This is a genomic window from Mesorhizobium sp. WSM3859, from assembly GCF_002295065.1.
Classification (GTDB): domain Bacteria; phylum Pseudomonadota; class Alphaproteobacteria; order Rhizobiales; family Rhizobiaceae; genus Mesorhizobium.
On record NZ_NSGG01000028.1, the window covers coordinates 1 to 13308 of the forward strand.

Genomic DNA, 13308 nt, shown 5'->3' on the forward strand with positions numbered 1-13308 from the left:
CGAAAACCGCTCCTCACGCCTTCAAAAAACGCCTCACTAGCCCAACAAACAGAACTCGCTCCCCGTGCAAAACCCTCCTTGTGGGAGAAGGGGGAGCCCTATCCCCTCGCCCCGAACCGCAATCCATCCATCAAGAGCTTCACCAACCGCCCCGACCGCTCGCGCCAGTCGGGCGTGTTGGGCGCCGAGTAGATGCCGCCCAGCGCATGCATGACATCGGAAGAGTCGACGTCGGCGCGGATTTTTCCCGCGGCGGCGGCGGCCTGGACCAGGCTTCGCATGGCGCCGGAGACGCGGCCGGACGTGTCGGAGAACAGCGTCGAGTTGGTGGTGAGCAGCAGGCGCAGGCTGGTGGCGAGGCCGCGCTTGGTGGCGATGTAGTCGACGAAGCGCTGCATCCAGAGCTCCAGCGCCACATCGGCCGGATGTTCGCGGGCGAGGTCCTCGGCCGCGTGGCAGAGGCCCTCCACCTCGCGGCGGTAGACCACCTCGACCAGATGCTCGCGCGTCGGGAAGTGGCGGTAGAGCGTGCCGATGCCGACCCCTGCCCGCTTGGCGATCTCCTCCAGAGAGGCATCGACGCCGTCGCTGGCAAACATTTGCGCCGCCACTTCGACCAGCTTTTCGCGGTTGCGTTGCGCATCGGCGCGCAGCGGCTTTTGCGCCGGCGCGTCACGCGTCGCTTCAGCGGTCATTTCCTGGTCGGGCACTTTTTTCTCCACCGACGCAATATGGGGGGTTGAACCATGACTGGCCAGACCCCAGTTAGATAAACGGAGGCACCTCCGCTTTAGTGGAGCGCTTTTATCATATAACCAGGGGAAGCGTTATGTCACCAGATCATGGACGGAAAGCTTCACCTGACCGCTGGAGTGGGGCGCCGATAATCTCCCCCCTCGAGGGGGAGATGTCGCCGGAGGCGACAGAGGGGGTCACCACGCGTGAAGCGCCGGCGCCCTTTGCGGCCCAAGACGAGGTTGGCGCTCCATGTGAGACGACCCCCTCTGACCGCTTCGCGGCCATCTCCCCCTCAAGGGGGGAGATTAGGCTGCGCCTTCCCTTGCCCCTCACCCCCCAAGCCCCATTTCCATCCGCTCAAGCGTCCAGCAATTGGAGCCCGACGCCTCATGAATGACCAAGTCACCATCAGTCCCACCACGCTTTCCGTACATCTCACCATCAACGGCCGCGACCATGCGCTGGAGATCGAGCCGCGCGTGACGCTGCTCGACGCATTGCGCGACCGGCTTGCGCTGACCGGCACCAAGAAAGGCTGCGACCAGGGCCAGTGCGGCGCCTGCACTGTCCATGTCGATGGCCAAAGGGTGCTTGCCTGCCTGACCCTGGCAGCGCAAGTCGAAGGCCGCGAGATCACCACCATCGAAGGGTTGGCCGACGAGGACGGCACGCTCAACGCCGTGCAGGCCGCGTTCCTCGAACAGGACGCCTTCCAGTGCGGCTATTGCACGCCGGGACAGATCATGTCGGCGGTGGCCTGCATCCGCGAGGGCCATGCCGGTTCCGACGAGGAGATCCGCGAATACATGGCCGGCAATCTCTGCCGCTGCGGCGCCTATCCCAACATCGTCGCCGCCGTCCGCCAGGCCGCACAGGAGCTGCGCTCATGAGAGATTTTTCCTACCTCCGCGCCGGCAATATCGAGGCCGCGCGTAACGCGGCCGCCCTGCCCGGCGCGATGCTGCTTGCCGGCGGCACGACGCTGATCGACCTCGCCAAATGCGGCGTCGCCGAACCTTCGACCGTGATCGACATCAGCCATATCGAGGGGCTCAACGCCATCGACGTGACCGCCGACCGCGCCGTCATCGGCGCGCTGGCCAGGATGAGCCATGTCGCCGACAACCCGCAGGTGAAGAACCTCTTCCCCGCCGTCTCGGAAGCGCTGTGGCAGGCGGCGTCGGCGCAGCTGCGCAACATGGCGACCATCGGCGGCAATTTGATGCAGCGCACGCGCTGTCCCTATTTCCGCGATCCGCAGAACTTCCCGGCCTGTAACAAGCGCGCGCCCGGCAGCGGCTGCTCGGCGATCGGCGGCGTGACGCGCGGCCATGCGGTGCTCGGCACCAGCGAGGCCTGCATCGCCACCTATCCGGGCGACCTGGCAATCGCGCTCGTCGCCTTCGACGCCGAGGTCGATCTCGGCGAGCGCAAGCTCAAGGTCGAGGATTTCTTCCTCGCCCCGGGCGCCACCGCCGAGCAGGAGCATGACATCCGCCCCGGCGAGGTGATCACGGCGATCGAAATCCCCGGCTCGGCGGCAGCCAGGCGCTCGACCTACGTCAAGGTGCGCGACCGCCAGTCCTATGAATTCGCGGCCGCAAGCGCGGCGGTGGGGCTGGAGCTCGAAGGCGACGGCCGCACCGTCCGCGACATCCGCGTCGCGTTCGGCGGCGTCGCGACGAAACCGTGGCGGGCACGCGCCGTCGAAGAGGCGCTGAAGGGCCAGATGCTCGACGAAGAGACCGTGCGCAAGGCGAGCGAGCTCGCCATGGAAGGCGCCGTCGACCATGGCGCCAACCACTACAAGATCGCATTGGCGCCGCGCGTCGTCGTGCGCGCCATCCTCAAATTGGGAGAGACGGCATGACCGTTCATGACATGAAGCACGCAGCGTCGGACAGCGCGCGCCTCGAAGCGGTCGGCGGCAGGCTGTCGCGCGTCGACGGCCCGGCCAAGATCACGGGCGCGGCAAAGTACGCCGTCGAGCAGCGGCTCGAAGGGCTGACGCATGCGGTGCTGGTCGGCGCGACGATTGCCGCCGGCAAGGTCATCGGCATCGACGCACGCGCGGCCGAGACCGCGCCGGGCGTGCTTGCCGTGCTGACACCCGACACCATCATGGAGCTGAAGGGCGCGTCGGACTGGCTGGGCAACCCGCCGGCACAGCCGACCTACGCGCCGCTCGTGCGCGACGTCACCTTTTCCGGCCAGCACATTGCGGCCGTCGTGGCCGAGACCTTCGAGCAGGCGGTGGCGGCGGCAGCACTCGTCAAGGTCTGGTACGACGAGATGCCGGCCATCGTCGACTTGAGCGACGGCAAGGCCGGCGACGGCATCCCGATCGACGCCATGACCAAGGAATGGGGCGACGCTGAAGCCGCTTTCGCGGAAGCGCCGGTGCGCATCTGCGCGGCCTACAACACGCCGCGCGAGTTCCAGGCGGCGATGGAGCCGCACGGGCTGATCGCGCGCTGGCAAGGCGACGAGCTCACCATCTGGGAGCCGAGCCAGTGGCTGGACGGCATGGCGCGCACCTATGCCGAATGGTTCGGCGTGCCGTTCGAGAATGTGCGCCTGGTCTCGCCCTATGTCGGCGGCGGTTTCGGCTCCAAGGCGCTCGCGCTGGCCCACAGCGCGGTGGCGGCGGCCGCGGCCAGGATGCTCGACCGGCCGGTGAAGCTGGTGCTCAACCGCCCGCAGAATTTCACGTCCTATGGCGGCCGCGCGGCGACGCGGCAGACGGTGGCGATCGGCGCCGACCGGGATGGCAGGATCCAGTCGATCGTGCATCGCGGCGTCAATGAAACCGCGGTCGACGGCATGTGGGTCGAGCCGCTCGGCTCGGTCACCTCGATCATGTATGCCACGCAAAACTTCTCCTCGAGGCAGAATGTGGTGCGGGTCAACACCGTGGTGCCGGGCGCAAAACGCGCGCCGGGCGAGAACCCCAGCGCCTTCGGCATCGAATGCGCCATCGACGAGCTCGCCTATGAGCTCGGCATCGATCCGCTGGAGATGCGGCTGATCAACTATGCCGAACAGGATCCGCACGCAAAGAAGGCGTGGTCGACACGCCAGCTGCGCGAAGCCTTTGCCGCCGGCGCCGAAGCCTTCGGCTGGGCGAAGCGCTCGCCCGAGCCGCGCTCGATGCGCGACGGTCATCAGCTGATCGGCTGGGGCGTGGCGGCCGGCACCTATCCGGTGCGGCGCGCCCATGGCGAGGCGGTGGTGAAGATCCTCGCCGACGGTTCGGTCGTGGTCGAAAGTTCCTCCATCGACATGGGCCAGGGCACCTACACGATCCTGGCGCAGACCGCCGCCGAAACGCTCGGCGTGCCGGTGGAACGCGTGTCGGTTAAGCTCGGGGATTCCCACTTCGCCCGCGCCGGCGTCACCGGCGGCTCGCGGCTGGCCGGCGTCATGACCGGCGCCGTCTACAAGGCGGCCGGTCAGGCACTGGACGAGCTGATCGGCCTTGCGCTCTCCGATCCGCGCTCGCCATTCCAGAAGCTGCAGGCGAACACGCTGCAGGTGCGGGACGGCCGCATCGCCTCGCCGCGCGGCGAAGGACCGGAGCTGTCGATCGCCGAACTCATGAGCGCCGTCGGCCGCGACAGGATCGAGGCCAAGGGCGACACCTTGCCGGCGAGCACGACGGCCGAGGAGCGCTACAAGAACTACACTACGATCGCCAAGTCGATCCCGCACACCGAGGGCGACTATTCGCGCTATTCCTGGTGCGCGCATTTCGTCGAGGTGCGGGTGGATGAAGACTTCGGCACGGTGCGGGTGTCGCGCGTGGTGTCGGCGCTGGATTCGGGCCGGCTCTACAACCCCAAGCTGGCCGAGAGTCAGTGGAAGGGCGGCATCATCATGGGCATCGGCCAGGCGCTGCTCGAGGAAGGCATCGTCGACCGCCGCCACGGCCGCATCGTCAACGGCAATTTCGCCGACTACATGCTGCCGACCAATGCCGACATCCCCGACATCCAGACCATCTCAGTCGGCATCCCCGACCCGCACTCCTCCGCGCTCGGCGGCAAGGGCGTGGGAGAACTGGCGATCGTGGGGATTGCGCCCGCGATTGCCAATGCGGTGTTCCACGCGACGGGGAAGCGGGTGCGGGATCTGCCGATCACGCTGGAGAAGCTGATCTGAGGTCGGTGCGAGGAAGTGGGGCTTGACGGAGCGCCGTCCTCTCAGGATCGAGGTTCTTCGCCCCACGAATGTGGGGAGAGGTGGCTCGGCGAAGCCGAGACGGAGAGGGGAGCGCCCTACGAAGGCCCCCTCTCCGTCCGCTTCGCGGACACCTCTCCCCCGCCTTTGGCAGGGGCGAGGAACCCAGGCCTTTGATACGCCGGCGGGAAAGCGCCCCCCTCTGTCCTGCCGGACATCTCCCCCACAAGGGACCCACAAGGGGGAGATCAGCGCTCGACCGCTTTCGCCAATCTCAAGCGTCGGCTACCAATCCAGCCCGAACACCAGCTTGCCGAAATGCAGGCCGCCGGCGGCCATATGGGTATAGGCTTCGGTCGCCTCTTCTTGCGAAAACACCTTGTCGACGACCGGCTCGATGCCGGCGGCGCTGACGGCGCGGGCGGCGTCGCGCAAGTCGGAGACCGATCCGGTATTGTTGCCCAGCACCTTCAGCGCCTTGATGATGATCGGCAGCAGGTTGACCGTCGCCTCGGCGCCGGTGACGAAGCCGATGGTGAACAGCGTTCCGCCGGGCGCGGTGGCGTTGACCGCTCGGGCGAAAGTGGCGGTGCCGCCTGTCTCGACGACGAGGTCGGCGCCGAGGCCATCGGTCAGTTCCAGCACCTTGCCGTCCCAGTCCGGCGTCGAGCGGTAGTTGATCAGGTGATCGGCGCCGAGCGCCTTGGCCCGCTCCAGCTTCTCGTCCGAGGACGAGGTGATGATCACGGTGGCGCCGGCCGCCTTGGCAAGCTGAAGCGTGAAGATCGAGACGCCGCCGGTGCCGAGCAGCACGACGACGGAGCCCGGTCCGACATCGGCGGCGCGGATCGCGTTCCAGGCGGTGGTGCCGGCGATGGGCAGCGTCGAGGCCGCCTCGAAGGAGAGATGCGCCGGCACCGGCACGACCGAATTGGCCGGGAGCGCAACATATTCGGCGAGCGATCCGGGCAGCGAGATGCCGCGCATCTGCCTCATCTCGTAGGGCCGCGGCCTGCCGCCGATCCAGCGCGGCTTGGCATGGGCGACGACGCGGTCGCCAACGGCAAACGTGGTCACGCCCTCGCCGAGCGCAACGATCTCGCCGGCGCCGTCGGCGACGGGTATGAGCGGGAAAACCGGTCCGGGATAGTTGCCGCCCGCCACGGCGACGTCGACGAAATTGAGGCTCGCCGCGCGCTGGCGGATCAGCACCTCGCCGCGCTGCGGTTCGGGCGTGGCGACGCTGGCGGCGCGGAAGGCGTCGAGCCTGGGCTGGCTGAGTTCGATGGCTTTCATGGGTTCACTCCGTGGGTGGTCGATTGACGGTTGAGTGAACCTATCTGCTGCGCTATTCCTCGATAATTGTCGGCTTTTGCATTTGAGAATTGCAAATAATGCAGCAATCAGTTGAACCCTCCGCCCTCGCCGAAATGGCCGCCTTCGCGGCCGTCGCCGAGGCGCGTTCCTTCACCCGGGCGGCAGCAAGGGTCGGGCGCGACGCGACCATCCTCTCGCGCCGACTGCAATCGCTGGAAGAGCGGCTGGGGGTGCGGTTGCTCCACCGCACGACGCGCAGCGTGTCGCTGACCGAAGCGGGCGCGGAATTCCTGGTGCGCGTGCGCGCCATCCTGGCTTCTGTCGACGAGGCCGAGGCCGCCGCCTCCGCCCATGCCGGCGGCCGGCCGCGCGGGCTGCTCAGGCTGGCGCTGCCCGGCACGTTCGGGCGCATGTGGATAGCCCCGTTCCTGCCGCAGTTCCTCGCCGAGTTCCCGGATCTGCGCATCGAGGCCGAATTCTCCAACCGTTTCGCCGATCTCGTCGCCGAGAATTTCGATGTTGCCGTGCGGCTGGGCAGCCTGGAGGATTCACGCCTGGTGGCGCGCAAGGTGGCGACGCGGCGCCGGCTGCTCTGCGCCGCCCCGTCCTACCTCGCCCGAAGGGGCAGGCCGGAGACCCCGCAGGCGCTGCTTGAGCATTCCTGCCTCGGCTTCACCGGCTTCCAGACCTTTCCGGCCTGGGAGATGACCGACCGCGAGGGCCGGCGCGCGCGCGTCGAGGTTTCCGGGCCGCTGGTCAGCGACGACGCCGAGGTGCTGGTCGAAGCCGCCGTGCAGGGCGTCGGCCTGATGATGAGCACCGACTGGCTGGTCGGACGCGAGCTCGCCAGCGGCCGGCTGGTGCCGATCCTGGAGGACTGGACGCTGGCCGACGAGGGCGCGGTCTATGTCGTCATGCCCTCGGCCAGGGGCCAGGCCGCCAAGACCCGCGCCTTCGCCGACTGGATCGGCAAGCGATTTTCGCCCGAGCCGCCCTGGCGGCGGTGAGGACCGCGGCGCGCTACCCGGCCAGCAAGTTCGCATCCCGCGCCAGCCGCCAGCGCCCGTCGCTCTCCTTGCGCAGCAGCGTCAGCGTATAGCCGGACCGCCGCACCGGCTCGCCGCCCGGCGGCGTGGCGGTCACGTCGATGCGGTTGCGGATATAGGCCCAGTCGCCGAAAAGCTTGAGCTCGACGATCTCGCTCGCGCCGTCGACCTTTGACTTGCCCATGCCTTTGAAGGCAGCGGCGAAGGCTTGCTTGCCGAATGGCTCCTTGCCGGGAACCATGAAGACGACGTCGTCCGTCATCAGGTCGAGCACGGTCTCCAGATCGCCCTTGCGGCTCGCCACCATCCATGTCTCGACCACCTGTCGGATCGCGGCCTCGTCGTCGGTCATTGCCTTGCTCCTTGCAATTCCACGGCGGTCGGGTTCGCTCAATAGGTGGCGCGCCTGCCGCCGCTGACAATGCCTGGTGACGGAACCCTCCCTCTGTGCGCGCGTTTGCAACAAAGCACTCCAGGAATGGAGACGGACAATGGCAAGCGCAGCCGACCGTGATCCGCGGCACCACACGCAGAAAATGCAGAAAGCATTCCAGGAGATCCAGGACCACCTCCGGGAAGACATCACGAAGGTCGATGAGCCCCAGTTGAAGGCGATGTTCGAAACGTCGGCGGAGGTCGTGGGCGGCCTGATCAAGGCATTCAGGGACTATGAGCAGAAAAATGAGGCAGCCTGGCGGTAAGCCCGACTAAACCGGCTGGTCCGTTCACGCAAAAGGCGAGACTAATGTCCACGACTGTAAATGTCCGATACATGGTCAACGACGTCGATGAGGCCCTGGCCTGGTACATGAAGCATCTGGGCTTCACGCAGCTTTCGAACCATGCGCCAGCCTTCGCGGATGTCTCGAGGGGAGCGCTTCGGCTGCTCCTCAGCGGTCCGACCAGTTCAGCGGGCAGGCCGATGCCCGATGGCGAGCGGCCGGGCCCGGGCGGCTGGAACCGCATCCACCTGATCGTCGAGGATATTGCGGCCGAGGTTGCCCGGCTGCGCGCGGCGGGCCTCAGCTTCCGCAATGAAATCGTGACCGGGCCGGGCGGCTCGCAAATCCTGCTTGTCGACCCTTCCGGCAATCTGGTGGAATTGTTCCAGACGGCCAAGGCCCGGTGAGCGCAACTCATCGATAGGTCGGCTTTCCTTCACGCACCTCTGTCCTGCCGGACATCTCCGTGGGAGATTGCGCGCTCGCCCGTTTTCGCCAATCTCTGTATGATCACCGCCTCACGAGAGGGAGCGATCATGAGGCGCGGGCTGGCAACACTCATCCTGGCATTGCTCACCACCCTGCCCGCCCATGGCGCGTCCTGCTCCTGGTCGGCCAAGATGGAGGAGGACGAGGGCGGCAGCGTGATGACGGCCTCGGTGTGCGGCGGGTCGAAGGGCGATGCGCATCTGATGCTCGCCTGTTTCGGCAAGCCGGTGCTGAGCTACGACCTCGGCGCCGCGGGCGGGCAGCTGGAGCCCGGCATCAGCGGCTCCTTCACCTTCAAGGCCGGCGGCAAGAGCTTGACGAAGAAGCTCGAGCTGGAGGCGATGTACAACTATTTCACGACCGAGCTCTCCGGCCCGACCGACCCGTTGCTGGCGCTCCTGCGCGGCAAGGGCGACGTGACGGTCAGCGCGGACAAGTATGGCGAGGCGACGTTTCCGCTGAAAGGTTCAGGCGCCGCGATCGGCAAGGTGCTGGCCGAGTGCGGCAAGGGTTCGGGCGGCGAGGCGGATTGACGCCTGGCCGCAAGCACCCGCTTGTTCCGATGCCTTTCCCGCTGCGCTTGTCACGCCTTGCGCGGAAGCGGAATGGTCTGGAAGCCGGCGTCCGGCTCGGCCAGCCGCGTGGCGTCGCGCCCGCCTGCCTTGGCGGCGTAGAGAGCCTTGTCCGCCTGCAGGATCATGCTGGTCGGGTCGTGGCGGGCGGTCGGGCCGCTGATGGCGACACCGACGCTGATGGTGACGACCTTGCGCGCGCTGCGATCATGTTCCAGCGCCCGCTCGCGCACCGCGGCCCGCAGATTGTCGGCGACGCGCATGGCGCCGGCCGCCGACGTATCCGGCAGGATGATCGCGAATTCCTCGCCGCCATAGCGCGCCACGAAATCGCCGGCACGCGTGCGCTGGCGCAGGCAGTCGGCGATCTGGCGCAGGCACTCGTCTCCGGCAAGGTGTCCATAACGGTCGTTATAGGCCTTGAACGAATCGACATCGATCAGGAGCAGCGCGATTTCCCGCTCGGACTGGCTGGTATCCGCAACCACGCCGGCCAGCGCCTGATCGAAAGCGCGGCGATTGCCGACACCCAGAAGCGGATCGGTGTTGGCGAGCTGCGCCAGCTGGTTGCTCAGCGTGGTGAGCTCTCCCTCGGTGCTCTTGATCTCGGTGATGTCGGAGACGACCACCAGCGCCAGGCCGGCCTGGGTGGGTCTCGTCCTCAGCATCAGCCAGTGGCCGTCGAACAGCTTGATCTGCTGCTCGCCGGGGGTGTGGAGCGCGCCCACGACGCTGTCTATCCATTCCCGCTCGTGGCCCTTGGGGATGCCCGCCTGCTCGCCGGTCACGGTCACGGCTTCCAGGATGTCGCGCAGCCTTGTACCGGGGACGCGCAGGTCGCCGGTCAGCGGAAACAGCTCGCGGTATTGCTGGTTGCAGAAGACCAGAACGCCCTCGGTATCGAACATGGCAAGGCCGTCCGACATCTCGGACAGCGCATAGGAGAGCTGGTTCTTGGCCTCCAGCAGCGTCTGTTCGAGTTGCTTCTGGGCCGTGATGTCGCGTGTGACGCCGACAAGGCCGATGACGTTGCCGTCGACATCGCGCAAAGGTGTCTTGGAGGTCGAGAACCAGCGAAGGTTACCCTTCAGATCGGGGACCTGCTCCTCGAAGTCGGCAAGCCCCTCGCCTGATTTCAGCATCCTCTGCTCCAACCCGGAAAGGATGCGGGCGCGAGCGGCGTCGGCTATGTCGAAGTCGGTCTTGCCCGTCATCTGCACGGGGTGTTCATAGCCATTGTAGGTGGCGACCGTCTGGTTCACGGCGACGAACTGGCCGCGCGCGTTCTTGACATAGTAGAAGTCCGGCGCCTGGGCGACCGCTGCGCGCAGCAGATCGCGCTCCTTGGTGACAAGCTGTGTGTGCAGCACGACGAGGCCGGCCACGGCGGTTGCCGCGATATTGAGTGCGATGAGCGGCAGCACGAGGTGGACATCGATATCGGGGGCGGCCGTTTGCGGCAGGATCGATACGGGCACAAGCCCGGACAGGCCGACACAAACCGCAAACACGAGCACTTGCCAGGCGCGCGTTTGGTGGCGCCCGATGAGGCGGTTGGCAAGAACGCCGGCGGCGAATGCCACCGCGATGCCGATCAGGCCGGCGGTCAGGCCGTGGCCGCCGATCGCGATGCGATATCCCAGCGGAAAAGCGGTGGCCACCAACGCGCCCGGCATGCCGGCGAACAGGCCGGCCGTCGCCACCAGCGACGTCCTGAGATCCAGCAGGACGCCCGGCTTAACCTCGACGGTCAACAGCATGGAGGCCAGCGCGCCCCAGCCCATGATGCAGCCGAAGACGAGCAGCCTGACCCTTTGAGAGCGGCCCTCGAGCCAGGGCTGCACGTAGTTCCAGCCGGAAACGAACAGCGCCACCGCGGCGAGATTTGCCGAAAGATGCTGCCACATGACGCCGATACCCATCTCCGATCGGGGCATTAAAAGCACTTGAAAAGTTGTTTCCGGGTTAAGGCCGCCACTCAAGGTGGTTCCCGGTTGCGCCCCGTTGGCGAACGCGGCTCCTCCTTTGGCGGAGCCCTTCGCCTCACCCATGGGAAGCAGCAGGCTCAGTGCCTCACTTGCCCTGCGCCTTCATGAACTGCCCGAGCAGTTCCACCGGCAGGGGGAACACCACCGTCGACGAACGCTCGCCGGCGATGTCGTGCAGGGCCTCGAAATAGCGCAGCTGCATGGCCTGCGGCTCGGCTGCCAGCATGCGGCCGGCCTCGACCAGCTTCGCCGCCGCCTGCTGCTCGCCGTCGGCGTTGATCACCTTGGCGCGGCGCAGCCGCTCGGCCTCGGCCTGCTTAGCGATGGCGCGGATCATGCTCTCATTGAGATCGACATGCTTGATCTCGACATTGGAAACCTTGATGCCCCAGGCATCGGTGCGCTGGTCGAGTATCTCCTGGATGTCGCTGTTGAGCTTGTCGCGCTCGGCCAGCATCTCGTCGAGCTCATGCTTGCCGAGCACCGAGCGCAGCGTGGTCTGCGCCAGCTGGTTGGTGGCGGCCATGAAATCCTCGACCTGGATGATCGCCCGCTCGGCGTCGACGATGCGGAAATAGAGCACGGCGTTGACCTTGACCGAGACATTGTCGCGCGAGATGACATCCTGCGGCGGCACATCCTGCACCACCACGCGCAGGTCGACCCGCACCATCTGCTGGACGAAGGGGACGAGGATGATCAGGCCGGGACCCTTGACCCCGGTGAAGCGGCCGAGCGTGAAGACCACGCCGCGCTCATATTCCCTGAGGATGCGGATTGCCGCCGCCAGGAAAATGATCACGGCCACCGCAATGATGAGATAGGCCACGTAACCGACCATCATTTTATTGCTCCGTTGTTGCCTGCATCGCGACGCCGCACCGTCAGCACGAGATCGCTGACATCGGTCACCTCGACACGGTCGCCGGGCTGCATGGGCTCGCCTGCCCTCGCCCGCCAGCGTTCGCCCAAAGCCAGCACATGCCCCTCGCCGCCCTGCCAGTCGAGGATTTCGACGGGAAGGCCGCGCATGGCCTCGCCGCCGACGCGCGGCGGGTTCTTGCGCGCCGCCCAGACATAGGTGCCGGTGAGCAAGGCCAGGCCGAGCGTCAGCGCGGCGGCCGGGCCGATGACCGCCCACGACATGGCAAAGCCCGGCCCTTCGACCTTGAGCAGCATGGCGGAGCCCAGCAGGAAGGCGGCGACGCCGCCCAGCCCCAGCACCACGGTTGGGTTGAAGGCCTCGACGATCAGGAAGGCGACGCCGAGCAGCATCAGGGCGAGACCGGTGTAATTGATCGGCAGGAGGTTCAGCGCGTAGAGCCCGAGCACCAGGCAGATGGTGCCGATGACGCCCGGCGCCACGGCGCCCGGGCTGGTGAACTCGAAAACGATGCCGTAGACGCCGACCAGCATCAGGATGACTGCCGTGTTCGGGTCGGTGATGACGGCCAGCAGCCGAATGAACCAGCCGGGCTCCAGCGTCTCGACCGGCAGCCCTTTGGTCGCCAGCACCTCTTTCCTGCCGGCTACCTCGACGGTGCGCCCGTCGGCAAGCTGCAGAAGCTCGGTGGTGTCGCGGGCGACGAAGTCGATGACATGTTCCTGCAGCGCGGCGTGGGCCGACAGGCTCGCCGCCTCGCGCACCGCCTTCTCGCCCCAGTCGCCGTTGCGCCCGCGCATCTCGGCGAGCGAGCGGATGAGCGCCACCGCGTCATTGGTCACCTTGGCCATCATCGCGTCGCCGGCCGGCTGCCCGGTTGCGTCCTTCTGGTCCTTGCCCTTCTCGCCGTCTGGAAGCGACGGCAGGCCGCCGAGCTCGACCGGCGTCGCGGCGCCGAGATTGGTGCCGGGCGCCATCGCCGCGACGTGGGTGGCGTAGAGGATGTAGGTGCCGGCGCTGGCCGCGTGACCACCGGAGGGCGCGACATAACCGATGACCGGCACAGGCGAGGCCAGGATGTCGGCGATCATCTCGCGCATCGAGGTGACGAGGCCGCCCGGCGTATCGAGCTGAAGGATGAGGACCGCGGCGTCGCGCCTGGCGGCGGTGTCGAGCGCGTCCTCGAGCTGCCTGGTGCTTGCCGGCCCGATGGCGCCGTCGACGGCGATGCTCAACGCGACCTTCCCGCTCCCGGCGGAGGAGTAGGCAGAAACGGCGGCCGCGCCCAAAAGAGCAGCGGCGAAGAGGGCCACCCGCGCGATGCTCACGCTCAAAGCTCCATGGCTCAAATATGGGTTGTGTCGCGGCGAAGTC

Annotated in this window: 13 protein-coding genes; 7 read left to right on the forward strand and 6 right to left on the reverse strand. The window is 67.0% G+C overall.

Annotation, left to right across the window (positions count from 1 at the left end):
• Window positions 1-98: 98 nt before the first annotated feature.
• Complete coding sequence (locus tag CK230_RS31950; protein WP_095820763.1) at window positions 99-695, reverse strand: TetR/AcrR family transcriptional regulator; 597 nt, start codon at window positions 693-695, stop codon at window positions 99-101.
• Window positions 696-1127: 432 nt separating this feature from the next.
• On the opposite strand from CK230_RS31950, the gene CK230_RS31955 reads away from it, so the two are divergent.
• Genes CK230_RS31955 through CK230_RS31965 form a run of 3 tightly spaced genes read left to right on the forward strand, consistent with a single transcriptional unit; the run spans window position 1128 to window position 4899 of the window.
• A complete protein-coding gene (locus CK230_RS31955; RefSeq protein WP_176480303.1) occupies window positions 1128-1628 on the forward strand; it encodes a (2Fe-2S)-binding protein in 501 nt (166 codons plus the stop codon).
• Window positions 1625-2608 carry a xanthine dehydrogenase family protein subunit M gene (locus tag CK230_RS31960; protein ID WP_095820764.1) on the forward strand — a complete coding sequence of 328 codons (984 nt, stop codon included), beginning with the start codon at window positions 1625-1627 and terminating at the stop codon, window positions 2606-2608. Before CK230_RS31955 ends, CK230_RS31960 begins: the two co-directional genes overlap by 4 nt.
• Window positions 2605-4899: a xanthine dehydrogenase family protein molybdopterin-binding subunit gene (locus CK230_RS31965; protein WP_095820765.1), complete on the forward strand. Its 2295-nt coding sequence runs from the start codon at window positions 2605-2607 to the stop codon at window positions 4897-4899. The genes CK230_RS31960 and CK230_RS31965 overlap by 4 nt, the downstream gene beginning before the upstream one ends.
• A 303-nt stretch (window positions 4900-5202) precedes the next feature.
• On the opposite strand, the gene CK230_RS31970 is transcribed toward CK230_RS31965, so the two are convergent.
• The gene (locus tag CK230_RS31970; RefSeq protein ID WP_095820766.1) at window positions 5203-6213 is read right to left on the reverse strand and encodes an NAD(P)-dependent alcohol dehydrogenase; all 1011 of its coding nucleotides are present in this window, start codon (window positions 6211-6213) and stop codon (window positions 5203-5205) included.
• 98 nt (window positions 6214-6311) lie between these two features.
• Between CK230_RS31970 and CK230_RS31975 the strand changes: the two genes are divergently transcribed.
• Complete coding sequence (locus CK230_RS31975; RefSeq protein ID WP_095820767.1) at window positions 6312-7241, forward strand: LysR family transcriptional regulator; 930 nt, start codon at window positions 6312-6314, stop codon at window positions 7239-7241.
• Between the two features lie 13 nt (window positions 7242-7254).
• Here CK230_RS31975 and CK230_RS31980 read toward each other — a convergent pair whose 3' ends face one another.
• Complete coding sequence (locus CK230_RS31980) at window positions 7255-7632, reverse strand: SgcJ/EcaC family oxidoreductase (protein ID WP_095820768.1); 378 nt, start codon at window positions 7630-7632, stop codon at window positions 7255-7257.
• 139 nt (window positions 7633-7771) lie between these two features.
• Here CK230_RS31980 and CK230_RS31985 point away from each other — a divergent pair, with 139 nt between their 5' ends.
• The 3 genes from CK230_RS31985 to CK230_RS31995 all read left to right on the forward strand — a co-directional run bounded on the left by CK230_RS31985 (window position 7772) and on the right by CK230_RS31995 (window position 9024).
• Window positions 7772-7981, forward strand: a complete 210-nt coding sequence (locus CK230_RS31985) for a hypothetical protein (RefSeq protein WP_095820769.1) — start codon at window positions 7772-7774, stop codon at window positions 7979-7981.
• A gap of 44 nt (window positions 7982-8025) precedes the next feature.
• On the forward strand, window positions 8026-8409 hold the full coding sequence (locus CK230_RS31990) for a VOC family protein (protein WP_095820770.1): 384 nt from the start codon (window positions 8026-8028) through the stop codon (window positions 8407-8409).
• 129 nt (window positions 8410-8538) lie between these two features.
• A complete protein-coding gene (locus CK230_RS31995; RefSeq protein ID WP_245430138.1) occupies window positions 8539-9024 on the forward strand; it encodes a hypothetical protein in 486 nt (161 codons plus the stop codon).
• A gap of 50 nt (window positions 9025-9074) precedes the next feature.
• Here CK230_RS31995 and CK230_RS32000 read toward each other — a convergent pair whose 3' ends face one another.
• The 3 genes from CK230_RS32000 to CK230_RS32010 form a co-directional block, all read right to left on the reverse strand.
• Window positions 9075-10985 (reverse strand): diguanylate cyclase, encoded by a 1911-nt coding sequence (locus tag CK230_RS32000; RefSeq protein WP_210201507.1) that lies wholly within the window; start codon window positions 10983-10985, stop codon window positions 9075-9077.
• Window positions 10986-11136: 151 nt separating this feature from the next.
• Window positions 11137-11895, reverse strand: a complete 759-nt coding sequence (locus CK230_RS32005) for a slipin family protein (protein ID WP_095820772.1) — start codon at window positions 11893-11895, stop codon at window positions 11137-11139.
• Entirely contained in the window at window positions 11892-13262 is a 1371-nt protein-coding gene (locus tag CK230_RS32010) for a nodulation protein NfeD (protein ID WP_095820773.1), read from the reverse strand. The genes CK230_RS32005 and CK230_RS32010 overlap by 4 nt, the downstream gene beginning before the upstream one ends.
• Between the last annotated feature and the right edge of the window lie 46 nt (window positions 13263-13308).

Excerpts from the sequence above, each read along its gene's own strand:
- CK230_RS31990 (WP_095820770.1), top strand. The coding sequence starts at position 8,026 with ATGTCCACGACTGTAAATGTCCGATACATGGTCAACGACGTCGATGAG.
- CK230_RS31980 (WP_095820768.1), bottom strand. The coding sequence starts at position 7,632 with ATGACCGACGACGAGGCCGCGATCCGACAGGTGGTCGAGACATGGATG.
- CK230_RS31995 (WP_245430138.1), top strand. The coding sequence starts at position 8,539 with ATGAGGCGCGGGCTGGCAACACTCATCCTGGCATTGCTCACCACCCTG.
- CK230_RS31965 (WP_095820765.1), top strand. The coding sequence starts at position 2,605 with ATGACCGTTCATGACATGAAGCACGCAGCGTCGGACAGCGCGCGCCTC.
- CK230_RS32000 (WP_210201507.1), bottom strand. The coding sequence starts at position 10,985 with ATGGGTATCGGCGTCATGTGGCAGCATCTTTCGGCAAATCTCGCCGCG.
- CK230_RS31985 (WP_095820769.1), top strand. The coding sequence starts at position 7,772 with ATGGCAAGCGCAGCCGACCGTGATCCGCGGCACCACACGCAGAAAATG.
- CK230_RS32005 (WP_095820772.1), bottom strand. The coding sequence starts at position 11,895 with ATGATGGTCGGTTACGTGGCCTATCTCATCATTGCGGTGGCCGTGATC.
- CK230_RS31975 (WP_095820767.1), top strand. The coding sequence starts at position 6,312 with ATGCAGCAATCAGTTGAACCCTCCGCCCTCGCCGAAATGGCCGCCTTC.
- CK230_RS31955 (WP_176480303.1), top strand. The coding sequence starts at position 1,128 with ATGAATGACCAAGTCACCATCAGTCCCACCACGCTTTCCGTACATCTC.
- CK230_RS31960 (WP_095820764.1), top strand. The coding sequence starts at position 1,625 with ATGAGAGATTTTTCCTACCTCCGCGCCGGCAATATCGAGGCCGCGCGT.
- CK230_RS31950 (WP_095820763.1), bottom strand. The coding sequence starts at position 695 with ATGACCGCTGAAGCGACGCGTGACGCGCCGGCGCAAAAGCCGCTGCGC.
- CK230_RS31970 (WP_095820766.1), bottom strand. The coding sequence starts at position 6,213 with ATGAAAGCCATCGAACTCAGCCAGCCCAGGCTCGACGCCTTCCGCGCC.